This window comes from Micromonospora sp. CNZ285 (assembly GCF_004637285.1).
The window spans coordinates 3159574-3183396 of sequence record NZ_SPQD01000001.1; the positions used below are offsets into that span (position 1 = coordinate 3159574).

General features: G+C 73.2%; 21 protein-coding genes. 8 read left to right on the forward strand and 13 right to left on the reverse strand.

The window, feature by feature from the left end; genetic code table 11:
• Positions 1–7: 7 nt before the first annotated feature.
• Together CLT75_RS14145 and CLT75_RS14150 are read right to left on the reverse strand one after the other, a co-directional pair.
• The gene (locus CLT75_RS14145) at positions 8–757 is read right to left on the reverse strand and encodes an SIS domain-containing protein (protein WP_120569015.1); all 750 of its coding nucleotides are present in this window, start codon (positions 755–757) and stop codon (positions 8–10) included.
• On the reverse strand, positions 754–1701 hold the full coding sequence (locus CLT75_RS14150) for a MurR/RpiR family transcriptional regulator (RefSeq protein WP_120569014.1): 948 nt from the start codon (positions 1699–1701) through the stop codon (positions 754–756). The genes CLT75_RS14145 and CLT75_RS14150 overlap by 4 nt, the downstream gene beginning before the upstream one ends.
• A 157-nt stretch (positions 1702–1858) precedes the next feature.
• Between CLT75_RS14150 and CLT75_RS14155 the strand changes: the two genes are divergently transcribed.
• On the forward strand, positions 1859–2848 hold the full coding sequence (locus CLT75_RS14155; protein ID WP_135241088.1) for a BadF/BadG/BcrA/BcrD ATPase family protein: 990 nt from the start codon (positions 1859–1861) through the stop codon (positions 2846–2848).
• A 126-nt stretch (positions 2849–2974) separates the two neighbouring features.
• Here the strand turns inward: CLT75_RS14155 and CLT75_RS14160 are convergent, their stop codons facing one another.
• The 4 genes from CLT75_RS14160 to ngcE all read right to left on the reverse strand — a co-directional run bounded on the left by CLT75_RS14160 (position 2975) and on the right by ngcE (position 6870).
• On the reverse strand, positions 2975–3550 hold the full coding sequence (locus tag CLT75_RS14160; RefSeq protein ID WP_135241089.1) for a polyadenylate binding domain-containing protein: 576 nt from the start codon (positions 3548–3550) through the stop codon (positions 2975–2977).
• Positions 3551–3635: 85 nt separating this feature from the next.
• Positions 3636–4550, reverse strand: coding sequence for a carbohydrate ABC transporter permease (locus CLT75_RS14165; RefSeq protein ID WP_135241090.1), 915 nt, complete (start codon positions 4548–4550; stop codon positions 3636–3638).
• Positions 4547–5455, reverse strand: coding sequence for a carbohydrate ABC transporter permease (locus CLT75_RS14170; RefSeq protein WP_013287344.1), 909 nt, complete (start codon positions 5453–5455; stop codon positions 4547–4549). Before CLT75_RS14170 ends, CLT75_RS14165 begins: the two co-directional genes overlap by 4 nt.
• The gene (ngcE, locus tag CLT75_RS14175) at positions 5455–6870 is read right to left on the reverse strand and encodes an N-acetylglucosamine/diacetylchitobiose ABC transporter substrate-binding protein (RefSeq protein WP_135241091.1); all 1416 of its coding nucleotides are present in this window, start codon (positions 6868–6870) and stop codon (positions 5455–5457) included. Before ngcE ends, CLT75_RS14170 begins: the two co-directional genes overlap by 1 nt.
• 163 nt (positions 6871–7033) lie before the next feature.
• On the opposite strand from ngcE, the gene CLT75_RS14180 reads away from it, so the two are divergent.
• The gene (locus CLT75_RS14180) at positions 7034–8431 is read left to right on the forward strand and encodes an acyltransferase family protein (protein ID WP_135241092.1); all 1398 of its coding nucleotides are present in this window, start codon (positions 7034–7036) and stop codon (positions 8429–8431) included.
• 3 nt (positions 8432–8434) lie between these two features.
• Here the strand turns inward: CLT75_RS14180 and CLT75_RS14185 are convergent, their stop codons facing one another.
• Positions 8435–9730, reverse strand: a complete 1296-nt coding sequence (locus tag CLT75_RS14185) for an aspartate aminotransferase family protein (protein WP_135241093.1) — start codon at positions 9728–9730, stop codon at positions 8435–8437.
• Positions 9731–9867: 137 nt separating this feature from the next.
• On the opposite strand from CLT75_RS14185, the gene CLT75_RS14190 reads away from it, so the two are divergent.
• Positions 9868–10830, forward strand: a complete 963-nt coding sequence (locus CLT75_RS14190) for a hypothetical protein (RefSeq protein WP_135244011.1) — start codon at positions 9868–9870, stop codon at positions 10828–10830.
• Positions 10831–10887: 57 nt separating this feature from the next.
• On the opposite strand, the gene CLT75_RS14195 is transcribed toward CLT75_RS14190, so the two are convergent.
• Positions 10888–11574 (reverse strand): Tat pathway signal sequence domain protein, encoded by a 687-nt coding sequence (locus CLT75_RS14195; RefSeq protein ID WP_135241094.1) that lies wholly within the window; start codon positions 11572–11574, stop codon positions 10888–10890.
• Between the two features lie 349 nt (positions 11575–11923).
• On the opposite strand from CLT75_RS14195, the gene CLT75_RS14200 reads away from it, so the two are divergent.
• The 3 genes from CLT75_RS14200 (at position 11924) to CLT75_RS14210 (ending at position 14099) form a co-directional block, all read left to right on the forward strand.
• Complete coding sequence (locus tag CLT75_RS14200) at positions 11924–12679, forward strand: TetR/AcrR family transcriptional regulator (protein WP_135241095.1); 756 nt, start codon at positions 11924–11926, stop codon at positions 12677–12679.
• A gap of 183 nt (positions 12680–12862) precedes the next feature.
• Positions 12863–13492: a DUF6230 family protein gene (locus CLT75_RS14205; RefSeq protein WP_135241096.1), complete on the forward strand. Its 630-nt coding sequence runs from the start codon at positions 12863–12865 to the stop codon at positions 13490–13492.
• Position 13493: 1 nt separating this feature from the next.
• Entirely contained in the window at positions 13494–14099 is a 606-nt protein-coding gene (locus CLT75_RS14210; RefSeq protein ID WP_135241097.1) for a DUF6114 domain-containing protein, read from the forward strand.
• A 1-nt stretch (position 14100) separates the two neighbouring features.
• On the opposite strand, the gene murD is transcribed toward CLT75_RS14210, so the two are convergent.
• Positions 14101–15447 carry a UDP-N-acetylmuramoyl-L-alanine--D-glutamate ligase gene (gene murD, locus CLT75_RS14215; protein WP_135241098.1) on the reverse strand — a complete coding sequence of 449 codons (1347 nt, stop codon included), beginning with the start codon at positions 15445–15447 and terminating at the stop codon, positions 14101–14103.
• A gap of 83 nt (positions 15448–15530) precedes the next feature.
• Here murD and CLT75_RS14220 point away from each other — a divergent pair, with 83 nt between their 5' ends.
• A complete protein-coding gene (locus CLT75_RS14220) occupies positions 15531–16880 on the forward strand; it encodes a MurL-like N-terminal domain-containing (RefSeq protein WP_135241099.1) in 1350 nt (449 codons plus the stop codon).
• A 125-nt stretch (positions 16881–17005) separates the two neighbouring features.
• On the opposite strand, the gene CLT75_RS14225 is transcribed toward CLT75_RS14220, so the two are convergent.
• The 3 genes from CLT75_RS14225 to CLT75_RS14235 all read right to left on the reverse strand — a co-directional run bounded on the left by CLT75_RS14225 (position 17006) and on the right by CLT75_RS14235 (position 21232).
• Positions 17006–18802 (reverse strand): PucR family transcriptional regulator, encoded by a 1797-nt coding sequence (locus CLT75_RS14225; RefSeq protein WP_486485176.1) that lies wholly within the window; start codon positions 18800–18802, stop codon positions 17006–17008.
• Positions 18803–18910: 108 nt separating this feature from the next.
• Entirely contained in the window at positions 18911–20362 is a 1452-nt protein-coding gene (argG, locus tag CLT75_RS14230) for an argininosuccinate synthase (RefSeq protein WP_041799074.1), read from the reverse strand.
• A 57-nt stretch (positions 20363–20419) separates the two neighbouring features.
• Positions 20420–21232: a TrmH family RNA methyltransferase gene (locus tag CLT75_RS14235; RefSeq protein ID WP_486485347.1), complete on the reverse strand. Its 813-nt coding sequence runs from the start codon at positions 21230–21232 to the stop codon at positions 20420–20422.
• Between the two features lie 102 nt (positions 21233–21334).
• On the opposite strand from CLT75_RS14235, the gene CLT75_RS14240 reads away from it, so the two are divergent.
• Positions 21335–23167 carry a thiamine pyrophosphate-requiring protein gene (locus tag CLT75_RS14240; protein ID WP_135241102.1) on the forward strand — a complete coding sequence of 611 codons (1833 nt, stop codon included), beginning with the start codon at positions 21335–21337 and terminating at the stop codon, positions 23165–23167.
• 4 nt (positions 23168–23171) lie between these two features.
• On the opposite strand, the gene CLT75_RS14245 is transcribed toward CLT75_RS14240, so the two are convergent.
• Positions 23172–23732 (reverse strand): dihydrofolate reductase family protein, encoded by a 561-nt coding sequence (locus CLT75_RS14245; RefSeq protein WP_135241103.1) that lies wholly within the window; start codon positions 23730–23732, stop codon positions 23172–23174.
• Positions 23733–23823: the final 91 nt, after the last annotated feature.

A 23823-nucleotide genomic window follows, 5' to 3' on the forward strand; every position in this document is an offset into this window, starting at 1 on the left:
GGTCGGGTCAGGCGGTCCGCCGGAGGCGCCCGGCGTACCGCGACTCGAGGGCGAGGTTGTGCTCGTCCCCACCGGGGACGTTGGCGGAGAGGTAGACAGGGGGTACCTCTCCGGCCTGGTGGAACCGTCGTACGACCTCGGCGGTCAGCAGCTGCGCCAGCAGCGCCGCGGTGACCGAGGAGACCGCACAGACCGCGCCGCCGCCCTCGAGCGGCAGCAGTGCGTCGCCGTACGGCGCGCCGTTGTCCAGCACGACGTCGGCGAGGTCGGCGAGCCGGTGCCCGGAGGGGTGCCGAGGAGCTACCCGGGCGGTGTGCTCGACCGAGGTGACAGCGATCAACGGGTGGCCGCCGCGCTTGACGAGCGTCGCCAGCTCGACCACCGAGCCGTTGATGCCGGACTGCGAGGCGACCACGAACACGTCCCCCGGCTGCGGCGCCGCCAGGGCGTACAGCTGGTGCGCCACGGCCGGGTCGCGTTCCAGCTTCGGGTCGGCGAGCACGTCGCGGGGCGCGTCGCCGTGGAGCACGAGGTCGTGCAGGGAGAGCCGGTTGGCGGGGACCAGGCCGCCGGCCCGGGCGACCAGTTCGGCGGCGAACGCCTCCGAGTGGCCGGCGCCGAACGCCTGGAGGACGCCGCCGGCGCGCAGACCGGACGCGATCAGGTCGGCTGCCCGGTCGACCGCCACGGCCTGGCTGTCCACCAGCCGGTCGAGCACCGGGCGGACCGCGTCGGCGTACCTCTGGGCACTGATCATGAGAGGGCCCCCTTCGCGGCCTTGTGCCCGTCGACGGCCTGGGCGGTACGCCGGAAGGCCGCGTGGGCGCGGTCGTGGGTGCGCTGCGCCACCGCGATGTAGAGCAGGTCGAGCACGACGAGCTGCGGGTGCCGGGCGGAGAGCGCGTCCGGCCGGAACGTGGTGGCCTGGCTGGCGGTGACCAGCACGATGTCGGCCAGCTCGGCCAGCGGCGAGCGGGGGAAGCCGGTGAGCGCGACGGTGGTGGCACCGCGGCTGCCGGCCTCGGCGAGCAGCTCGATCGTCTCCCGGGTCTGCCCGGTGTGCGAGATGCCGAGCGCGACGTCCCCGGCGCCCAGCAGCGCGGCGCTGGCGAGGCCCTCGTGCACGTCGCTCCAGGCCCACGCGGCGACGCCGATGCGGTGCAGGCTGAACTGCATCTCCTCGCCGACGAGCGCGCTGCCGCTGGCCCCGAAGATGTTCACCCGGCTGGCCCCGGCGATGGCGACCGCCGCGCGTTCCACCTCGGCCAGGTCGAGCAGCGCGGCGGTGTCGTGCATGGCCCGCGTGTCGGCGGCCATGATCTGGTCGAGCACCCGGGACAGCGGGTCTCCGGGCTGGATCTCCCGTCCGATGTCGACGGTCCAACCGGCCGAGCGGGCCCGACCGGTCTCGGCGGCGATGCCAAGCCGCAGGTCGGCGTAGCCCTCGAAGCCCATCGCCCGGCAGAACCGGGTGATGGTCGCCGGTGACGTGCCGCTGCGCTCGGCCAGCTCGACGATGGTGGCCCGGGCGGCCGCCTCCGGATCGCTGAGTACGTGCTCAGCGACCCGGCGCAGCGCCCCGGTCAGCTCCCCCGTGCCGGCCCGGACCCGGGCCAGCACCCCGTCGGCGCCCAGCCGGTCGGCCGGACCGGCATCGACCACCGCGGTCGCCGCGGAAGTCTCCACCTCGTGCTCGGCCATCGGCGGGCGCCTTTCGGAAAAGAGTGTTAACTGTTAGTGGTAAAAGTTCTTACTGAAGGCCCCTCCGTGTCAAGGGCGTGGGCGAAGTTTTCAAACTGTTACCTGCCGCACCGGCACGATCTTGCGCCCGGAGACGCGGCCGACCAGCATGGGGACCATGTCGGACACCGTCGTGGTCGGCCTCGACGTCGGGGGCACCTCCACCCGCGCGACCGCGCTGAGCCTCGACGGCACCCGCCTGGGCGCCGGCCGCGCCGGCGGCGGCAACCCCACCAGCCACGGCGCCGACCGGGCCGCCGCCGAGCTGCTCGCCGCCCTGCGCGCGGCGCTCGCCGGCATCGACCCCCATCGGGTACGCGCCGGCGTCATCGGCCTCGCGGGGGCCGGCCGCCTCCTGGCCGACCCGCACGGCCGGGACGCGTTCGACCGGGCGTGGGCCGAGGCGGGGCTACGGTGCCCGTACGCCGTGCACGGCGACGCGCTGGTCGCCTACGCCTCCGGCACCGCCGCACCGGACGGCACGGTGCTCGTCGCCGGCACCGGTGCGATCGCCGCCCAGGTACGCGACCTGCGGCTGGACCGCACCGCCGACGGCCACGGCTGGCTGCTCGGCGACGCGGGCTCCGGGTTCTGGCTCGGCCGCGAGGCGGTCCGCCGGCTGCTGACCGACCTGGACCGCGCGGAGACCCCAGGTGAGCTGGGACGCCGGGTACTGGCGGAACTGACCGGCACGACCGCTGTGGACGCTCAGCCGCGGGCGACGGCCGGAGCCGTGGTGCAGGCGGTAACCCGGCGGCCGCCTGTGGAACTGGCCCGGCTCGCGCCGCTCGTGGTGTCGTCGGCACGGGACGGGGAGCCCGCGGCGGTCGCGCTGATCGCCGAGGCCGCGGCACTGCTGGCGGAGAGCGTGTCCCGCATCCGCCCGCCCGGCGCGGCCGATCCGGTGGTGCTCGGCGGCGGGCTGCTCACCGGCGACACCCCGCTGGCCGGCGCGGTACGCGCGGAACTGGCCGACCGGTGGCCGGACGCGCCGCGGCACAGCGCCGGGGACGGTGCGGCCGCCGCGGCCTGGCTCGCCGCCCGCGACCTGCCCGAGGTGACCGACCCGGCGGCACTGCACACCCGTCTGGTGCCCCCACCCGCGTGACCCGCGCCGCCCGCTGGTGGCGCTCCCCCGCTGGGTGGAACGTCATGGGTGTCATGACGCCCGTTTGACACCCATGACGTTCCACTCGCCGCGTGGCTCCGGCGGGGCGCGCCGGTGCGAGGCCGATCAGTATCGGTCTGGGGAGTTCGGCTGAGCCTGCTGCCAGCCCTGCGGGGCCGGCTGGCCGGGGTGGGCCTGCGGCGGGGTGCCCTGCGGCGCCGGCTGGTTCGGGTGCCAGCTCTGCGGCGCCGGCTGGTTCGGGTGCCAGCCCTGCGGAGCCGCCTGCCCGGGGTGGGCCTGCGGCGCGGCGCCGTAGGGGGCGGGCTGACCGTGCCCCGCCGCCGGGTACGTGCCCGGCTGCTGCGGCCCACCCGGGTACTGCTGCCCACCCGGGAACGACGGCGCGCCCGCGAACTGCTGCCCACCCGCGAACTGCTGCGCCGCGGCCTGCTCGCGGGCCTCCTTGCGCGCCTTCACCGCGCGCACGATCAGCAGGATCGGCAGCACGAAGACGTAGAAGAAGATCCGGTAGCTGTCGCCGTCGAAGAGGAACAGCAGGTAGAAGCCGTACCCGAAGAAGGCCAGGCCGATCACCACGTTGAGGATCCGGGAGCCGGTCCCCTGTTCCTTGACGACCGCGCCGACGACGACCATCGCGATGCCGCCGAGCATCAGCAACAGTGTGTAGAGGAGGAAGAACATGAGATTCCTGTCGATAGATGAGCGTGCCGGCTCACCCTAGGTCAGCTCGATCTTCTCCACTGTCCCGTTGCCTGTGGCAACCACCTTACTTGAGCTGCCCGGCGGTCAGTCCGGACTGGACCTGGCGCTGGAACGCCACGTACACGACGAGCACCGGGAGCACCGCGATGGTCAGGCCGGCGAACAACTGGGCGTAGTCACCGGCGTAGCCCTGGCTCACCGCGAGCGAACTCAGCCCCTGGGCGAGCATCCGGTCCTGCCCGTCACCGGGCAGCAGCACCTGGGGCAGCAGGAACTGGTTCCAGTGGCTGAGGAAGTTGAAGATCCCGACACTGATCAATCCCGGTCGCGCCATCGGCAGCATCACCCGGAAGAACAGCCGGAAGTGCCCGCATCCATCGATCAGCGCTGCCTCCGCCACCGACGTCGGCAGCGTCCGGAAGAACGCGGTCAGGAAGAACACGGTGAACGGCAGCGAGTACGCGGTGTAGACCAGGATCAGGCCCGGCCAGGTACCGAGCATGCCGACGCTGCGGACCACGAAGAACAGCGGCACCAGCGCCAGGAAGACCGGGAACATCATGCCGCCGACGAACAGGTAGTAGACGACCTGCCGGCCGCGGAACTCGTAGCGCGCGAAGACGTACGCGGCGGTGGCGCCGAGCAGCATGGTCAGGCTCAGCGAGCCGGCCACCACGACCAGGCTGTTGAAGAAGAAGCGGCCGATGTGGGCGGTGGTCCAGGCGCGCGTCCAGTTGTCGAAGCGCAGCGCCTCGGGCAGCCCCCACGGCTCGGCGACGATCTCGCCGTTGGTCTTGAGCGAGCTGAGCACCATCCAGGCCAGCGGCAGCACGGTCATGGCGGCCCAGAGCAGCAGGAAGCCGTGCGAGAAGACGTTCGCGACGCCCAGCTCGCGGCGCGGCGGCCGGTCGGCCGGTCGAGCGGCGCCGTCCGGGCGGGCGGTGCCGGCGGTCGTCGTACCGGGATCGGTTGTGGTCACGAGTACTCGATCCGATCACGCCGGGCGGTGCGCAGCGCCAGCACCGCCACCGAGAGGGTCAGGAAGAACATCGCCACGCCGATCGCCGAGGCGTACCCGAACTTGTTCTCGCTGCCGAACGACGTGTCGTACATCCGCAGCCCGATCACGTCGGAGGAGAAGTTCGGGCCGCCGTTCGTCATGAGCTGGACCAGGATGAAGCCGTCCAGCGCGGCGATGGCGAGGTAGATCCAGGCCACCTGGATGGTGTCCCAGAGCAGCGGAATGGTGATCTTCCGCAGCATGGTGGTGCGGGACGCGCCGTCGAGCAGCACCGCCTCGTAGATGTCACGCGGGATGGCCTGCATGGCGGCGCCGAACAGCACCACGTAGAAGCCGACGTTGCTCCACACCATCACCGCCAGCACGCACCAGAACGCGAAGCGCGGGTCGCCGAGCCAGGCCGGGGTGGCCAGCCCGACGGCGCGCAGGGCGCCGTTGAGCAGGCCACTCGTCGGACTGTAGATCTCCTTCCAGAGCAGCGCGATGATCACCACCGAGAGCACCTGCGGGAAGAAGTAGACGAGCCGGTAGACCGAGGTGCCGCGCACCCCGGTCACACCGGCCCGGCCCTTGCGGCCGCCCATGGTGAGCATGCTCGCGAAGAACAGGCCCAGCCCGATCGTCACCACCGGCACCACGGCGAGCAGGATCGCGTTGTTCTTCAACGCATTCCACACGTACCCGTCGTGCAGCAGCGTGCGGAAGTTCGCCATGCCGACCGGGTCGGCCTGCGCGGAGTAGCCCATCCAGTCGGTGGTGGAGATCTGAAAAGCCTGGAGGTACGGCGACAGCACGAAGATGCCGTACAACGCCAGTGGTGGCAGGAGGAACGTGAGGATCAGGGGGAGGCGGCCCTGTCGCATCACGCGGACCGCTTGTACTTCTTGACCGAGCTGTCCTGAGCGATCGAGTCGGCACCCTTCTGGCACTGGTCGAGGAACTCGGCCGGGGAGATCCGGCCGCTGAAGAACTCGCCGCAGGCCGCGTCGACCAGGTTGCGCTCCAGCTTGCGGTAGTAGTTGTTGTAGACCCAGTTGAAGCCGTTGGCCCCGGACGCGTCGAGCGCCTTGACCACGGTGCTGAGCCCGTACGGCAGGTCGATGCCCTCGGTGGCACCGGCGACGACGGGCAGGCTGGCGACCTTCTTGGTGAAGTCCTGCGCTCCCTTGCGGGACAGCATGGTGCGGAAGTACTCCAGGCCACCGGCGACGTTCTTGGCCTTCGCGGGCACCATGAACGGCTCGCCGGCGGTGCCGCGGATCGCCTCGTACGGCAGCTTGTCGCCGCTGCCCAGGCTCGGCGTCGGCGCGACCGTCATGTTGAAGCCGGCCGGCGTGACGTCCTTCTGCTCGCTCTCCAGCCAGGATCCGCAGGAGATGAACGCGGCCTTGCCCTGGCACCAGGCGGTCTGCGACTGCTTGTGGTCCAGGCCCGGGGAGCCGTCGAGGATGAACTTGTCCTTGACGATCTGGTGCCAGGCGTCGGCGGCGGTCTTCATGGCGTCCGACTTCCAGGCGTTCGGCTCCAGGTTGTCGATCGCCAGCGCCACGGACGGGCCGCCGAGCTTGATCGCGGTGGAGATCAGCGGCCAGCTCATGTAGCGGGGGTGCACACCGGCGTACGTCCAGGGGGCGATGCCCGCGGCCTTGATCCGGCGGCAGAGCGCGATGTGGTCGTCCCAGGTCTTGGCGTCCTCCCAGCCGCGGTCGGCGAACAGCTTGGTGGAGTGCCAGATGCCGTACACCGTGTAGGTGTAGTTGAGCACCAGGAACCGGCCGTCGTAGGAGCCGACCTCGACGGTGCCGGGCAGCAGGGTGTCCTTGACCGTCTTACCGGGCGTGTCGAGGCTCGGCGCGGCGAGCAGCTCGCCCAGGTCGGCGAGCGCGTTCTGGGAGACCAGGCCGTTGAAGTCGATCTGGCCGGCGCCGGAGTTGTTGACCACGTCGGGCGGGCTGCCGTCGACGAAGCGGGGCTGGAGCGTCTTGCTGATCTCCGCGGTGGCCGAGTGCTTGATCTCCGCCTTCGGGTAGCGCTCCTTGTACATGGCCTCGTGAGCCTTGGCGTAGTCCTCCCCGAACCCGCCGTTGAAGATCACCACCTCCAGCGGGGCGTCCTCGGCCACGCCGAGCGGGTTCTGCTCGCTCTTGGTGCCCTTGTACGCGCCCTTGTCGCCCTCGTCGCCCCCACCCGACGTGGCGCAGCCGGCGAGCAGCCCGGCGGCGGGGGTGGCCAGCAGACCGGCGGCGGCGCTGCGCCGTAGGATCTCACGCCTGTTCATCGCATCTCCTCGGTCCGGGTACGCGCGGTGAGCACCCTGTCGCTTGTCTTCACAAGACGCATTTCCAATGAAGAATTTCTACGACAGTGCGACGGGGACCACAAGACCTCTCGACCGATCCGTTATCCGTACCGGTCGGGCCCGGCTGGCCTAGCCTGAGCCCATGCGCCGCCTGCGGCAGCTCGCGCAACGCACGCCGCCGGGGCGGGAGCGCTACATCGACCTGCTCCGGGCGCTGGCCATCACCATGGTCGTGCTCGGCCACTGGGGTGTCACGGTCATCGGGTACGACCACGGCCGCCCCGCCGGCCACTCCGCGCTGGGGGAGCTGCGCTGGGCCTGGCCGCTGACCTGGGTGGCCCAGGTGATGCCGGTGTTCTTCCTGGTCGGCGGCTACGCCAACGCCGCCTCGCTGGCCGCCCGCCGGCGCCGGGGCGGGTCGGCGGCCGGATGGCTGGTCGACCGCAGCGCCCGGCTGATCCGCCCCACCACCGTGTTGCTGCTGGTCCTGGCCGCGGGAGCGGGGATCGCCACGCTGCGCGGCGCCGACCCGGCGCAGGTGCGCACCGTTGCCTGGTTCGCCACCATCCCGCTGTGGTTCCTGGTCGCCTACGTCGCGGTGGTGGCGCTGACCCCGCCGATGTACGCGCTGCACCGCCGGTTCGGGCTCGCCGTGCCGACGGCGCTCGTGGTGCTCGTCGCGCTCGGCGACCTCGGCCGGCTCCTCGGCCCGGCCGCGCTCGCCGACGGCAACTACCTGTTCGGCTGGCTGGCCGTCCACCAGGTCGGGTTCGCCTGGTACGACGCCGCCCGGGCGGACACCCACCCCGCCGACGCGACCGGCGCCGGGCCCCGGGGCCTGTTCCGCCGTCGGCTGCCGCTGTCCCGCCGGGCCGGCGCGCTCCTGCTCGGCGGCGGTCTGGTCGCGCTGGTGCTGCTCACGGTGGCCGGGCCGTACCCGGTGGCGATGCTCCACGTGCCGGGCGAGCGGCTGGACAACGCGGCGCCGCCGAGCGTGGCACTGATGGCCGCGGCCGTCGCCCAGCTCGGCCTGATCCTGCTGCTGAGACGCCCGGCCGGGCGCTGGCTGCGCCGGTCCGGCCCCTGGCAGGCGGTGCTCGCGGTAAACGCCGTGGTGCTCACGCTCTTCCTCTGGCACCTGACCGCCGCGGTGCTGCTCGTCGGCCTGCTGGACGCGCTAGGCGTGCTGCCCACTCCCCCGGTCGGTTCGGCGGCCTGGTGGGCGTGGCGCGTACCGTGGCTGCTCGCGCTGGCCGCGGTGCTGGCCGTGCTGGTCGCCGTCTTCGGTCCGGTCGAGGCCCGCACCCGCCGCCCGCCCGCGACCGGGCCGGCCGGGGCGGGCGGCCGGCGGCTGCGCGCCGGTCTGGCCGTCGCCGGGTACGCGGGCGTGCTGGTCGGCCTGCTGCTGAACAGCCTCGCGCCCAAGGCGGCGTCGGAACCGCTGGGCCTGCCCGCCCCGGCGCTGGTGGCGTACCTGGCCGGGGCGGGTCTGCTGCGGCTGCTCAGGTCCGGACGGGCGGGACGGCGCCGGCCGGGTTGACGGTCACGCCTCGATCGAGGCGCGGATCGCGTCGGCCATGATCGCCAGGCCCTCCCGGGCCTCGTCCTCGGTGAGCGTCAGCGGCGGGCCCATCCGGATCACGTTGCCGTGCAGGCCGCCCTTGCCCACCAGCAGGCCGCCGGCCCGGCACGCCTCGAAGACGCGGGTGGTCAGCGCCGCGTCCGGCTCCACGGTGCCCGGGTGGACGAACTCGACGGCGAGCATCAGGCCCTTGCCGCGTACCTCGGCGACCTGGTCCAGTCCGGCGACCGCCGCGCGCAGGCCGTCGCCGAGGATCGCGCCGACCCGGGCGGCGTTGCCCTGGAGGTCGTGGTCGAGCAGGTAGTCGAGCACCGCGTTGCCGGCGGCGGTGGAGACCGGGTTGCCGCCGAACGTGGAGAAGCTGATCGCCGGCACCGACTCCAGCACCTCGGCCCGGCCGACCACCCCGGCGAGCGCGAACCCGTTGCCGATGCCCTTGGCGAAGGTGAGCAGGTCCGGCGTCACGCCGTGCGCCTGGTAGCCCCAGAAGTGCTCGCCGGTACGGCCCCACCCGGTCTGCACCTCGTCGCTGATCAGCAGGATGCCGTGCTCGTCGAGCACCTTCTTCCAGGCGGCGAAGAGCCCGTCCGGGCCGTGCACGAAGCCGCCGACGCCCTGGACCGGCTCGGCGATCAGGCAGGCCACGTCGCCGGCGGTCTGGGTGGCGAGCACCTCGCGCAGGTCCTCGACCGCCGCGTCGACCCGGTCGGCGGCGTCGAGCCGGGCCAGCAGCCCGCGCAGCCGTTCCCCGGAGTGCAGCCAGGCCACCTGCAACGGGTTGAGCGAGCTTGCCGACCAGCCGCGGTTGCCGGTGACGCCCATCGTCGCGTACGACCGGCCGTGGTAGCTGTTGCGCACCGCGAGGATCTGGTGCGAGCGCCGGTGGTTGGTGGCGACGAGCAGCGCCGCCTCGTTCGCCTCGGTGCCGGAGTTGGTGAAGAAGACGCGGGCGTCTGGGATGCCGGAGAGCCGGGCGATCTTCTCGGCCAGGTCGACCTGCTGCCGGATCAGGTAGAGCGTCGAGGTGTGCACGAGCCCGGTCCGCATCTGCCGTTCGACCGCCTCCCGGATCTCCGGGATGTCGTGGCCGACCATCGTGGTCAGCACCCCGCCGAAGAAGTCCAGATAGGTCCGGCCGGTCGCGTCGGTGACCCGGCGCCCGGAGCCGGCGACGAGTTCGAGCGGTTCGGCGTAGTAGAGCGGCATCCAGGACGGGAGCACGGCCCGGTGCCGGGCCAGCAGGTCGTCGGAGGTCATCGGCGCACCCTTCAGCGGAGGTGGATCCCCGCACGTTCCCACCACGGCCGGGGCAGGGACAAGGGCCGCCGTGTCCCGCGCGCCGCCGGGTCCGGCCGACGCCCGGCGGTAGCATCCGCCGGGTGCGGACGGATCAGGTGACGTTGCCGGGCGGCGCGGCGGGGACGACGCGGGCACAACTCCTCGCCGGGGTCCGGTCCTGGGTGGAGTCGGCGCCGGTGCGGCAGCTCGTGGCGCACTTCGGCGGCGACTGGCCCGACGGCGACCTGGCAGCCGTGCTGGCCGGGCTGGACGCGTTCTCCGCCCGCCGCTGGGACTTCCGGCAGGGACGGGAACGCCCGGACGCCCGGGAACCGGCGTTCGACCCGGCCACCGCCGGACTGGTGCTGAGCGCCGCCGCCACGCTGGGCCTGGTCCGCGCCGCCGCGCCGGCCCGATCCGGGTACGCGCACCTGCTGGTGCTCGGCGGGCTGGCGCACGCCTGCCTGCGGCGCACCGCGTACGCGGCGATGCTGGCCCGGACGGCGGCCGAGGTGACCGGCGAGGTGGCCGTGCTCGGCAGCTTCCGGCCGCTGTCGGCGGCCGAGTCCCGCACGCTCGACGCGGCCGGCCTGTCCGGCTGCGTCACCGAGGTGGACGTCCTCGACGCCGGGGTACGGCTGGCGTTCGGGGTGGACGCGCCGGACGACGAGCGCGGCGAACCGGCCGGTCATCCGCACCGGGCGTGGTCCTCGCGCACCTACCGGCCGGCCGGGCTGCCCCCGGTACGGGTGCTCGCCGCCCCGTCCAGCGAACCGGATCACCGTCGCGCGCACACCGCCGACACGCAGCGGTTCTGGGCCGAGCACGTGCGGCTGCGCGCGGACGACCCGGTGCTGATGGTGACCGCCCCGATCTACGTACCGTTCCAGCACTGCGACGCGCTGCGGACGCTCGCCGTGCCGTACCGGTGCGGCATCGAGACGGTCGGCGTGGACCCGGCCGCGCGCGCCGCTGTCGCCGTACCGGAGCCGACCCTGACGCCGGGCCGCTACCTCCAGGAGATCCGGTCGGCGCTGCGGTCGATGCGCGCGCTGCACGCGACGCTGACGGCAGGCTGAACCGGCGTCCGGGCCGGTGCCCGGCGAACCGCCGCGCACCGGCCCGAGAGCCGGGTGTCAGTTGACGTAGACCGCCGGGCTGCCGGTCTTGCTGGTGTCCTTCACCGGCGAGTACGAGGCGGTGAAGTACGCGGTGCCGAAGCACAGCGACGGGCCGGAGAACTTGGTCAGGACCTGGTTGGTGAAGCTGATCGAGTTGGTGGCGTTCGACGCCGTACCGGTCAGCGTGTTCGTGCTGGTGCGGTAGACGCAGGTGATCGCGCCGAGCAGCGAGTTGAGCACGACGGTGCTCTGGATCGGTGCCGCGGCCGTGCCGGAGATGGTGACCACGCCGGCACTGGTCACCGACGTGGTGTAGGGCAGGTTGTTGACGGTGACGCTCTGCACGCCGGTGGTGCCGAAGACGTTCGTGGTGCAGCTGGTGAACGACTGCGCGGTGAGGCTCTCGGTCGCGGTTCCGGGTGCGGTCGGGTTGGTCAGTACCTTGGCGCTGAAGCTGGACGCGGCGCACTTGATGCCGGTGGTGCCGCTGGTCGAGGAGTAGAACGTGGCGTTGGTGCCGCTGCGCAGGCTGGCCTGGATGACGTCGCCCACCGACACGGCGGTGCCGGCGGCGGTCGGGTAGGTCAGCACGGCGCTGGCGAGCGAGGTGGTGGGTGCGGCGGTGGCGGGGGCGGCGCCGACCAGACCGGTCAGCAGCGCCAGGGCGGCGAGGCCCGCGCCGATGCGTCCGTACCTGGGCATGGTTGTTCCTTCCGGCGGTGGGACAGGAAACGGTGCCGGCGGCGTCCGGGGTGGACGGAGCCGGTGGGTGCGGCGGCCGGGATCGGGCCGTCGCGGGTGGTGGTGCGCCGTTGCGGCCTCAGCGGGCCGGGCGGCGTGGCGCAGTGCGGCGTCGCCGCGTCACCTGGGTCTCTCCGGCCTTGGGGGGACGGGTCCGCGCGGCGATAATGGCAGCCATCCGGCCCTCCTTCGACGCGTTCGGGTGACCGATCAGGAGAGATCACCAGCGGTGACGAGACGTGAACTGAGCGTGTCGAAAGTTATAAACCCCGGAGGGTCGTAAAGTCAACGCATCAAGAAAGGTCGATGAGTGACAGTCCCGAGCCCGCCGTCGCCGGCGCCCGTACCCCTGCCGGGCGCCCGCCACGGCCGCGACCCGGACCGCGCCATCAAGCGCGGCCCGCGCCGCGTGCCGGCCGAGGAGGTGGCGGCGACCCAGCGCGACCGGCTCTTCGACGGCCTGGTCCGGGAGGTCGCCAGCCGGGGGTACGACAACGCCCGGGTCAGCGACATCTGCCACGCCGCAGGGGTCACCCGGCCCGCGTTCTACGCGCTGTTCAGCGGCAAGCAGGACGCGTTCCTGGCCGCGTACCGGCACGGCATCGCGGTGGTGTCGCACCTGATGGAGGACGCCTACCGCGACGCCGGCCCGGACTGGCCACACGCCGCCCGGGCGGCGCTGCGCACGCTGCTCGACGTGCTGGCGAGCGTGCCCGCCTTCGCCCGGATGGCGCTGGTCGAGGTGGACGCGGCCGGCCCGGACGCCCGCCGGGAGCGCGACGCGCTGCTGAGCAGCTTCCGCCGGTTCTTCGCCGGCGCCGGGCCGGATCCGGCCGGCGTGGACCGGGACGCGCTGCTGTCCATAGTGGTCGGCGGCATCCACGCCACCATCCGTGAGCGGGTGGCGCAGGGCCGGGCCGACGAGCTGCCGCTGCTGCTGCCGGCGCTCACGTTCGCGGCGACCGCGCCGTTCCTCGGCCCGCGTGAGGCGGGCCGCGTGGCGCGGGCGGCGGGGACGGACGACGGCCCCGCCACCACCGCGCCCTGCGCACCCGGCCAGCCCTGAGCGGTCGGAAACCGCAGCGGTTTTTCACTTTGGCCGCTTTTGGCAAATGCCGCCCAACGATCTGCTACAGGCAGTTGACCGCCCCTTTACTCAGCGGTAACTTCGGCCTGCGCCCCTCGGCGCGAACATCTTGCGAAGCCCATTCACATCGTCGCAGATGAATTGATCTCGAAAGGGGCCGGCATGTCGGAGCAGATCGATCAGGTCGAGACCGATCAACCGCGGAGCGGCGTACGCTGGCGCCGGTTCGCCGTCACGTTCGGCGCCGTGGCGGCCGGCGCGGCCGGCATGGTGGTGCTGACCGCGCAGGGTGTGCTCGGCGCGCAGTTCGCCATCTCGGGCATGCCGTTCACGGTCACCGCCGACAAACTGGAGGGCACCGGGTTCGAGCAGTTCGCCACGCTCGACCAGATGATCCCGGACAGCCCCAACCAGGGCGACACCGGCGGCCAGGTGCTCGTGATCGTCTCGGCGATCGACAAGGCCGAGCTGACCAATCTCTGCCAGAGCATCAATCTGGGCGGGACCAACCTGCGGATCACCGCCGGCAATTCCGGCAAGCCCGTCTCCGCCCGCACGCTCGTGGTCGACGGCGACGAGATCGCCGGCAACGCCTCCTTCAAGAACATCGACGTCGGGCAGGACGCCAGCACCGTCGACAAGGTCCCCGGGGTCAAGGGCAACCCGGGCGTGTTCGCCCAGCAGGCCGACACCGTGACCATCACCAACCTGCGGCAGAACAACTACGCCACCACCGCCGCCGTCTTCACGCTGCCCAACCTGCGCATGGGCTTCAGCTCCGAAGGGTGCTGAGGTGAGCGCGGGACAGCACTCGGCGCCCGCCGCCGGCGTCCGGACACGCTGGCGGCGCTGGCGCCGGGCGCGGCCGTTCACCGCCGGGCTGCTCATCGCGCTCGGCGGCGCGGAGATGCTCGTGACGCTGCGGGCGCCGCTCGGGGTGCTGCTGCACGTCGGGCCGCAGGGGCTGGCCGCGTACCTGGTCCCCCTGGTCCTGGTGATCTGCGGCGTGCTGCTGATCACCACGCCGCAGCAACGCGTCTTCTACGCGGTGCTCTCCCTCGTGCTCGGGCTGGTCTCCTGGCTCACCTCGAACCTGGGCGGGTTCCTGATCGGCATGCTGCTGGCGCTCGTCGGCGGCGCGCTCGCGTTCGCCTGGACGCCGGTCAAGCGGCGGGCGACGCACGCCGGCCCGGCCGCGGCACCCGCCGACGCGACGTCTGCCGAGACGACGTCCGCGGACACGACGCTCGCTGGCGCGACGCCCGCCGACACGACGTCCGTCGGCACGACGCCCGGGCCGCGCGAGCCGGTGGACGGCTCGGCGCCCACCGAGTCGCTCGACGCGCTCCTGTCGGCCGAGCCGGGGCCGCCGCGGCACACGCGGGCGGAGCGCGGCTGACTCAGCGGGCGGTGTCCGCGACCGCCTGCGCGAACACCTCGGAGCGGTGCTCGAAGTTGCGGAACCTGCCGTAGCTCGGCGCGGCCGGGGACAGCAGCACCACCCCGCCGGCCGGGGTGAGCTTGCGGGACAGCCCGACGGCGGCGACCAGGTCGTCGGCCAGTTCGGTACGCACCGACGGCAGTCCGGACAGCGCCTCCACGATGCGGGGGCCGCTGTCCGGTACGCCGATCACGGTGATCTCCCGGCCGGCCAGGTGCGCGCGCAGCGGGCTGTAGTCCAGCCCTCGGTCGGCGCCGCCGACGATCACCGTCAACGGCCGTCCCTCGTACGCGTCGATCGCGTGCATGGCCGCGTACGGGCTGGTGGCGAGCGTGTCGTCGACGAACGTGAGCCCGGACGGGTCGGCGATCTCGGTGAGCCGGTGCGCCAGGCCCTGGAACTCGGCGACCGCCACGGCGAGGCTGTCCTTGCGCGCCACCACGTCGACGCCGAGCGCGTCCAGCACGGCGAGCGCGACGCAGAGGTTGCCCTCGTTGTGCCGCCCGACCAGCGGCAGCACGGCACGCGGGAACAGCGGCGTGTCCCGCAGGTGGAACCACCGGGTGCCGTCCGGCCCGGTGGCGACGTGCGTGGTGTCCGGCGAGCCGGCCCGTACCGCCGCCCGGTCGCCCAGCTCCGCCGCCAGCCGCGGGTCGGCGCCGTTGACCACGACGGCGTGCGGGCCGTGCGCGATCAGGTTCAGCTTGTCCCGGTAGTACTCCCGCTCACCGCCGTGCGCGTCCAGGTGCTCCGGGAACAGCGCGGTCACCACCGCCACGCGCGGCGAGTCGGTCAGGTCGGAGCACTGGTAGCTGGACAGCTCCAGCACGTACAGCTCCGCCTCGGGCAGGTCCAGCAGCGGCACCCCGATGTTGCCGCCGAACACGTTCGGCCGGTCCATCGCGGTGAGCAGGTGACTGATCAGGCTGGACGTGGTGCTCTTGCCCTTGCTGCCGGTCACCCCGACGGTCCGGTCCGCGTGGTCGGCCATCCACAGCGCGCTGCCCTGCGTGACGGGCACGGACCGGCGGCGCAGCTCCACCATCCACGGGTGGGTGTTCGGCACGCCCGGCGAGCGGACCACCACGTCGGCGGCGGCGAGGCGTTCGAAGCCCTCCTCGCCGGTGACGAGCGGCGCGGCGGCGGCCAGCGGACCGTCCCAGGGCAGGGTGAGGAAGTTGGCGCTGTCGTCGACGACGACCAGGCCGGCCGGCCCGTGCGCGGCGATCGCGGTCACCGCGGCCCGGCCCTCGCGGCCGGCACCCCAGACGGCGACATGACGTCCGCGCAGATCAGACAGGCGCACGGGCTCTCCTCGGACTCGGTCGACGGCGGGCAGGGTCCGGCCCAGCCGGACACGGACGGACGAACCAGGGCCTAGTATGGCGTGTGCCCAACGAGCAGCTGCGGCGGATGGACGCCTTCACCTTCCCGTCCTACTCGATCGACTTCGCCACCGGTGAGGTCCTGTTCGACTACGCCCTGACCGGTCCCGACGGCGAGCAGCGGTTCACCGAGGTGATCACGCTTCCGCTGCCGGCCGAGCCGGTCCCCGACGCCACAGCTGCCACCCTGTCCCGGGTGCTGGAGCTGCTGCACGTGGTCGCCGGCGTCAGCTACTACAAGGCCGCCGCGCCGCCCCGGCTGGTGCTGCCCGCGCCGCTGGGCGCCGCCGCCGTCGAGCTGGTCACCGCCGTCTACACCAAGGGCCTCGCCGAGTACGCGTACCGCAACGACCTGCCGCACGTGCTGGAACTGCGTCCCGAGGTGCCGTCCGGCACCGTGGACCCGGCGGTGCAGGTGGACAACTCCGACCGTCGTCCGCTGTCGGCTGTCGGCGGCGGCAAGGACTCCATCGTCACGCTGGAGGCGCTGCGCCGCGCCGGCCTCGACCCGGTGCCGTTCTCGGTCAACCCGAACCACGTGATCGTGTCGGTGAACGAGGCGTCGGACCTGGTGCCGCTGGCCGCCCGGCGGCGGCTGGACCCGGTGCTGTTCGAGCTGAACGCCGCCGGAGCGCGCAACGGGCACATCCCGGTCACCGCGATCAACTCGCTGATCGCCGTGGCCACCGCCGTCCTGCACGGGCTCGGCCCGGTGGTGATGTCCAACGAGCGTTCCGCGTCCGACCCGAACCTGATCTGGAACGGCCACGAGATCAACCACCAGTGGTCGAAGGGCGTCGAGGCGGAAGGGCTGCTGCGCGCCGCGCTGGCCGAGCACGCCGGGCTCACCGAGCCGTACTTCTCGTTGCTGCGCTCCCTGTCCGAGCTGCACATCGCCCGGCTGTTCGCCGAGATCGACCGGTACGACGCGGTGGTGACCAGCTGCAACGCCGCGTTCAAGCTGCGCGACGCGAGCGAGCGCTGGTGCCGCGACTGCCCGAAGTGCCGGTTCGTGTTCCTGGCCATGGCGCCGTTCATGCCCCGGGAGCGGCTGACCGGCATCTTCGGCGGTGACCTGCTGGCCGACGAGTCCCAGATCCCCGGCTACCGGGAGCTGCTCGGCATCGACGGGCACAAGCCGTTCGAGTGCGTGGGCGAGGTGGAGGAGTCGGTGGTCGCGCTGAGCCTGCTCGCCCAGCAGGACCAGTGGCGCGACGCCCCTGTGGTACGCGCCCTGGTCGCGGCGCTGCCCGACACCGCCTGGCAGGCGGCGGCCACCTCCGACGTGTTCACCCCCGGCGGCGACAACTACGTCCCCGCCCCCTACGCCAAGACCCTCACCGCCCTGACCTGACCGTCCACACGTCATCGATCTTGGAGTTGTGGCACCGCGCATACCTCGCTTGCGGGCCATTCCGGGCGCCACAACTCCAAGATCGACGCGGGACAGCGCGGGACAGCCCGGGAGGGCGGGGCGGGTCAGGGGGTGCGGATGGCGTCTAGGGCCAGCAGGGCCACGTGCAGGGACAGGCACCTGTCGACCGAGTCGAGGTCGGCGTCGAGGATGCGGCCGATGCGGGCCAGCCGCTCGTAGAACGCCGGCCGGGACAGGTGCGCGGCGGCGGCGCCGGCCGACTTGTTCCGCCCCTGCTCCAGGTACGCCCGCAGCGTGCCGAGCAACTGCTCCCGCGGGTGCTGGGCGTCGTAGGCGAGCAGCGGCCCCAGCTCGCGCTCGACGAACGTCTGCAACCGGGGCTCGTCGCGTAACAGGTGCAGCAGCCCGGCCAGCCCCACGTGCGGCAGCCGGTAGCAGGGCAGATCCCGGGGATCCCGCCGGGCCGCCTCGGCGACCTGCCGCGCCTCGATCAGCGACCGGCGTGCCTCGCGCAGGCTGCTCACACCGGACCCGGCCGCCACCACGATCGCGGCCCGGGGCGGCGCGTCGACCGGCCGCGCGCTCCCCGACGCGACGGCCCGTCCGGCGGGACGGTCAGGCGACTCCGACGGGCGGGACGCCGGAGGGCGGGCGGGGGCGGCGTCGAGGCGTACCCGGCGCAACGCCGCGGCGAACGCGGACAGTGCCTTCTCCTCGGCGGCCGGGTCGGGGAGCGCCAGCAGCGCGCCCACGGCCTGATCGTCGAGCGGGCTGGTCAGCGCGGTGAGCTTGGCGTCCCGGACGGCCTGGCTGACCGCCTCGGCGAGGTCGCGCAACCGGGCCGGTCCGGCTTCCGGGCCTTCGGCGTCGGTGTCGCGGCGCGCGCCCCGGCGGGCGGCGGGCTCGTCGTCGGGGGCGCCCGCGTCGCCGGACGGCTCGTCGGCGCGGTGGCGGACCACGACGCCGACCAGGTGGCGGCGGTCCAGGACGACGCCGAGCGCCTTGGCGCGCAGCGCCACCTCGTCCACCGGGCGGGTGTGGTCGATCAGGGCGGTCAGCAGCGTGCGGTGGATCTGCCGTTCCAGGCCCTCGGCGTCGCGCCGGATCAGCCGGCCCAGGGCCAGCGTGGAGGCGGCCCGTTCGATCAGGATGGTCAGCCGGGTCGGCGGGGTGGACTCGGTCGCCGGCCAGCGCAGCAGCAGGCGTCCCCAGTCCTGCCCCCGGGCGCCGACGGTGGTGACGAGCCACCCGCTGTCCGGGTCGTACGCGGTGCGCCCGGGCGGGCGGATCTGCCGCGAGTGCCGTTCCCAGCCGTCCAGCAGCAGTTGGGCGTTCTCCCCCGCCGGGTCGTACGCGAGCACCTGCCGGGACAGGTTCTCCAGCACCATCGGGCAGCCGGCCAGTTCGGCGGCCTGCCGCAGCACCTCGGCCGGTTCGGCGCCCTCCACGGACAGTTCGGTGAACCGCTGGTGGATCTCCTCGGTGGCGCGCAGCTCGGTGAGCTGGGCGTCGACGATCAGCGCGTGCACCGCCTCGGTGATGCGGACGAACGGGGTGCCCCGGCGCAGCTCGATCAGGGGCAGGCCGCGTCGTTCGGCGGCGGCGGCCATCACGCGTGGGACTCCGCTGACGTAGCGGCGGCCCAGTTCGACCGCCAGCCCGGAGACGCCGACGTCGGCCAGGGCGCCGATGAACTCGCGGAGCCCGGCGTCGTCGCCGGGCAGGCCGATCCCGGTGGTGAGGACCAGTTCCCCGCCGCCGAGGAGGGTGGCGATGTCGGGTACCTCGGCGATGTGCACCCAGCGCACCGACCGGTCCAGTCCGGCGTTCCCGGCGACCAGGCGCGGCGCGCCGTGGCGCACGGGCACCAGGTCCAGCACCTCACGCACGGTAGGGAACACGGGCGACACGCTACCCTGCGTCACCACCGTTGCCGAAAGCCACACCGCCCGCCGGCCCGCCGAGAAGGCGGGGACCGGCGGGCGGACGGACGGAACGAGGGATGGCGATCAGTCGACGCCGAACTCCATCGCGGCCCGGTCGAGCGCCTCGTCCTCGGCGGTGGGGACGCCCCGGGACGCGATGGCTTCCGCGCCGCCCTGCGGCATGGCGCCGATGAGCCCGGTCGAGGCCGCCTGGGCGGCGCCGACGATCCGCTGCGGGGTGCCGCCGCCGACCATGCCGACGGAGGCGTACTGCTCCAGCTTGGCCCGGGAGTCGGCGATGTCGAGGTTGCGCATGGTGAGCTGGCCGATCCGGTCGGCCGGGCCGAACGCCGAGTCCTGGGTGCGCTCCATCGACAGCTTGTCCGGGTGGTAGCTGAACGCCGGGCCGGTGGTGTCGAGGATCGAATAGTCCTCGCCCCGGCGCAGCCGCAGCGTGACCTCGCCGGTGACCGCCGTGCCGACCCAGCGCTGCAGCGACTCGCGCAGCATCAGCGCCTGCGGGTCCAGCCAGCGGCCCTCGTACATGAGGCGGCCGAGGCGGCGGCCCTCGTTGTGGTAGTTCGCGAGCGTGTCCTCGTTGTGGATGGCGTTGACGAGCCGCTCGTAGGCGGCGTGCAGCAGCGCCATGCCGGGGGCCTCGTAGATGCCGCGGCTCTTGGCCTCGATGATCCGGTTCTCGATCTGGTCGGACATGCCCAGGCCGTGCCGGCCGCCGATGGCGTTGGCCTCCAGCACCAGGTCGACGGCGCTGCCGAACTCCTTGCCGTTGATCGTCACCGGGCGGCCCTGGTCGAAGCCGATGGTGACGTCCTCGGTCGGGATCTCCACGGACGGGTCCCAGAACTTCACGCCCATGATCGGCTCGACCGTCTCGATGCCGGTGTCCAGGTGTTCGAGGGTCTTGGCCTCGTGGGTGGCACCCCAGATGTTGGCGTCGGTGGAGTACGCCTTCTCGGTGCTGTCCCGGTAGGGCAGGCCGCGCTCCAGCAGCCACTCCGACATCTCGGTGCGGCCGCCCAGCTCGGTGACGAAGTCGGTGTCCAGCCACGGCTTGTAGATCCGCAGCTGCGGGTTCGCCAGCAGGCCGTACCGGTAGAACCGCTCGATGTCGTTGCCCTTGAACGTCGAGCCGTCGCCCCAGATCTGCACGTCGTCGGCAATCATCGCGCGGACCAGCAGCGTGCCGGTCACGGCGCGGCCCAGCGGCGTGGTGTTGAAGTAGGCCCGTCCGCCGGAGCGGATGTGGAAGGCGCCGCAGGTCAGCGCCGCCAGCCCTTCCTCGACCAGGGCGGCGCGGCAGTCGACGAGGCGGGCGACCTCGGCGCCGTAGCTGAGCGCGCGGCCGGGCACCGAGGCGATGTCGGGCTCGTCGTACTGGCCGATGTCAGCGGTGTAGGCGCAGGGGACGGCGCCCTTGTCGCGCATCCACGCGACGGCTACCGAGGTGTCGAGGCCGCCAGAGAAGGCGATGCCGACACGTTCGCCGATGGGCAGGGAGGTGAGAACCTTGGACACAAGGAAGATTATGCACGCTGTCGCATGGTCATGCAAGCCGGTCGGGAGGGCGGGTCGTCAGAGCGCGTCCTCCCGCCCCAGCTCCCAGAACGCCACCGCCGCGGCGGCCGCCACGTTCAGCGAGTCCACGCCGCGCCGCATCGGGATCACCACCCGCACGTCGCTGGCGGCCTGCGCCGCCGCGGTCAGCCCCGGCCCCTCCGCCCCGAGCAGCAACGCCGCCCGCTCGCGCTGCGCCGGGGTCAGCCGCTGCATGGGTACGGCGTCAGGCGCTGGCGTCATCGCGAGCACCGTGAACCCGGCCGCCCGGACCTGGTCCAGCCCGTCGGGCCAGCTGTCGAGCTTGGCGTACGGCACCGCGAACACCTCGCCCATGCTGACCCGTACGCTGCGCCGGTACAGCGGGTCGGCGCAGGTCGGGGACAGCAGCACCGCGTCGACGCCGAGCGCGGCGGCGCCCCGGAAGATCGCGCCCAGGTTCGTGTGGTTGTTGACGTCCTCCAGGATCACCACCCGCCGGGCGGCGGCGAGCACCTCGCCGGCGGAGCGCAGCGGCTTGCGGTGGAACGACGCGAGCACGCCCCGGTGCACGTGGAAGCCGGTGGCGCGCTGGAGCACGTCCGGCGTGGCCGCGTACACCGGCGCGTCACCGGTGTCCAGGTCGGCGAGCTGGTCCACCCGCTTGGCGTCGACCAGGTACGACCGGGCCGGGTAGCCGGCCCGCAGCGCCCGCCGCAGCACCAGCTCCCCCTCGGCGATGAACAGCCCGTGCGGCGGTTCCCAGCGGGTACGCAGCTCCACGTCGGTGAGCGCGCGGTAGTCGGCGATCCGGTCGTCGTCGGGGTCGGTGATCTCGTGGACGGGCACCAGGCGATTCTGCCCGGCCCGCCGGGCCGCTCCGGCGCGGGCCGGGTTTCCGGCGTCCCCGGCGGGGAAGCAAGCCGGGAGGCCGACGGCGACGGAGGGACCAGGATGGGCACGGAGCACGACGGCAACCTCCCCCGCGACGCCACAGTCGCCGACTACCTGGTGGCCCGGCTCGCCGAGTGGGGCGTGCACCGCTACTACGGCTACCCGGGCGACGGGATCAACGGCATGACCTCGGCGCTGCAACGGGCCGAGGGGCGGGCCCGGTTCATCCAGGTCCGGCACGAGGAGACGGCCGGGTTCGCGGCCGGCGCGCACGTCAAGTACGGCGGCGGCCCGCTCGGCTGCGTGGTGGTGACCAGCGGCCCGGGCGCGATCCACGCCCTCAACGGCCTCTACGACGCGAAGCTCGACCACCAGCCGGTGGTGGCGCTGCTCGGGCACACCGCGCTGCCCGCCGAGGGCGGCGGCTACTACCAGGAGGTGGACCTGCTCGCGCTCTACAAGGACGTGGCGTCGGCCTTCCTGGCCCAGCTCGACGACCCGTCGCAGGCCCGGCACCTGGTCGACCGGGCCTGCCGCACGGCGCTGGCCCGGCGTACCGTGACCGCCCTGGTCCTGCCCTCCGACGTCCAGGACCTGCCGGCGGTGCCGCACCCGCCGCACGCCCACGGCTACTACCACACCAGCGCGGTGCCGAGCAGCGAGCCGACGGTGCCGCCGGAGGCCGACGTGCGCCGCGCGGCCGAGGTGCTGCGCGGCGGCGAGCGGGTGGCGATGCTCGTCGGGCAGGGCGCGCTGGGCGCCGAGGACGAGGTACGCCGCATCGCCGACCGGCTCGGCGCCGGGGTCGCCACCGCGCTGCTCGGCTTCACCGCCGTCGACCACCGGCAGCCCTGGGTGACGGGCGCGATCGGCCTGCTCGGCAGCCGCCCGAGCGGGCAGCTCATGCGCGAGTGCGACAGGCTGCTGATCATCGGCAGCCAGATGCCCTACTCCGAGTTCTATCCCCCGGAGGGCCAGGCCCGGGCGGTGCAGATCGACATCGACGGCAGCCGGATGGGATTGCGCTACCCGACCGAGGTGAACCTGACCGGCGACGCCGGGCCGACGCTGCGCGCCCTGCTCAAGGAACTGGGCCCGGGGCCGGGCCCGACCGCCTGGCGGGCCACCCTCGCCGACGCCACCGGCAAGTGGCGGGCCTCGCAGCGCGAGGTCGCCGCCCAGCCGGCCGACCCGGTCAACCCGCAGTCGCTGTTCACCACGCTCGACGACGCGCTACCAGGCGACGCCATGCTCGCCGTGGACTGCGGCACCGCCACCGCCTGGTACGCCCGGCACGTACGGGTCCGCCCCGGCATGCTGGCCAGCCTCTCCGGCACGCTGCTGTCCATGGGCGGCGGCATGCCGTACGCGCTGGCGGCGAAGTTCGCCCACCCGGACCGCCCGGTGATCGCGCTGCTCGGCGACGGGGCGATGCAGATGAACGGCGTCAACGAGCTGATCACGGTGGCGAGGTACTGGCGGGAGTGGTCCGATCCCCGGTTCGTGGTGCTGGTGCTCAACAACCGGGATCTCGCTTTCGTCAGCTGGGAACAGCGGTCCGGCGAGGGCACGCCGATGTTCCCGGACAGCCAGGACCTGCCGGACGTGGCGTACCACAGGTGGGCCGAGGTGCTGGGCCTCGGCGGCGAGCTGGTCGACTCCCCCGACCGGGTGGACGGCCTGTGGCAGCGGGTGCTCGACGCGGACCGCCCGGTGGTGGTCAACGCGGTGGTGGACCCGGCCGAGCTGATGCTGCCGCCGCACTTCACCGCCGAGCAGGCCCGCAAGACCGCCGCCGCGGTGCTGCGCGGGGACAGCGACCGGGCCGGCATCGTGCGGCGCGGCGTACCGGCCGCGCTCGCCACGTACCGGCCCCGCCGCCGGGGCCGCTGAGGCGTCAGGCCCGCGCGTAGCGCAGCAGCACCGACCGTCCGTCGAACTGACGTGTCTCGACCAGCCGCAGGCTCTGGCGGGCCAGGTCGGGCAGCACCTGCCGTCCGCCGCCGAGCACCACCGGGTGCACGATCACCTCGTAGGTGTCGACGAGCCCGAGCGCGGCCAGCGCCGTCGCCGCGCCGGTGCCGCCGGTGACCAGCAGGTCGCCGGGGAACCGCTCGCGGACCTCGGCGAACTCCTTCGCCAGGTCGCCGCCGCCGACCACCACGGCGCCGTGGGAGGCCTCGGCGAGCGTGCGGGAGACCACGACCTTCGGGGTACGCCGCCAGATCGGCGCGAACGCCAGGTCGTGCGGGTGGTCGGAGATCGACTCGACCTGCGGCCAGTAGGAGGACATCATCTCCCACACCCGCCGCCCGTAGACGAAGGCGTCGGCCCGCTCGGCCAGCCCGATCGAGTACGCGGACAGCTCCTCCCCCATCTCCGGCCAGTCGAACTCGCCGTTCGGGCCCTCGATGAAGCCGTCGACCGACGTGTGCACCCCGTAGATGACGTTGCCCATGATGTGTTCCTCCGCGTTGCGGCGCGTCCCGGCCGGGCGCGCTCACCTGTGGGTCGGAGCCGCCGGACCGGATCCGACACGTCGCGCGCAT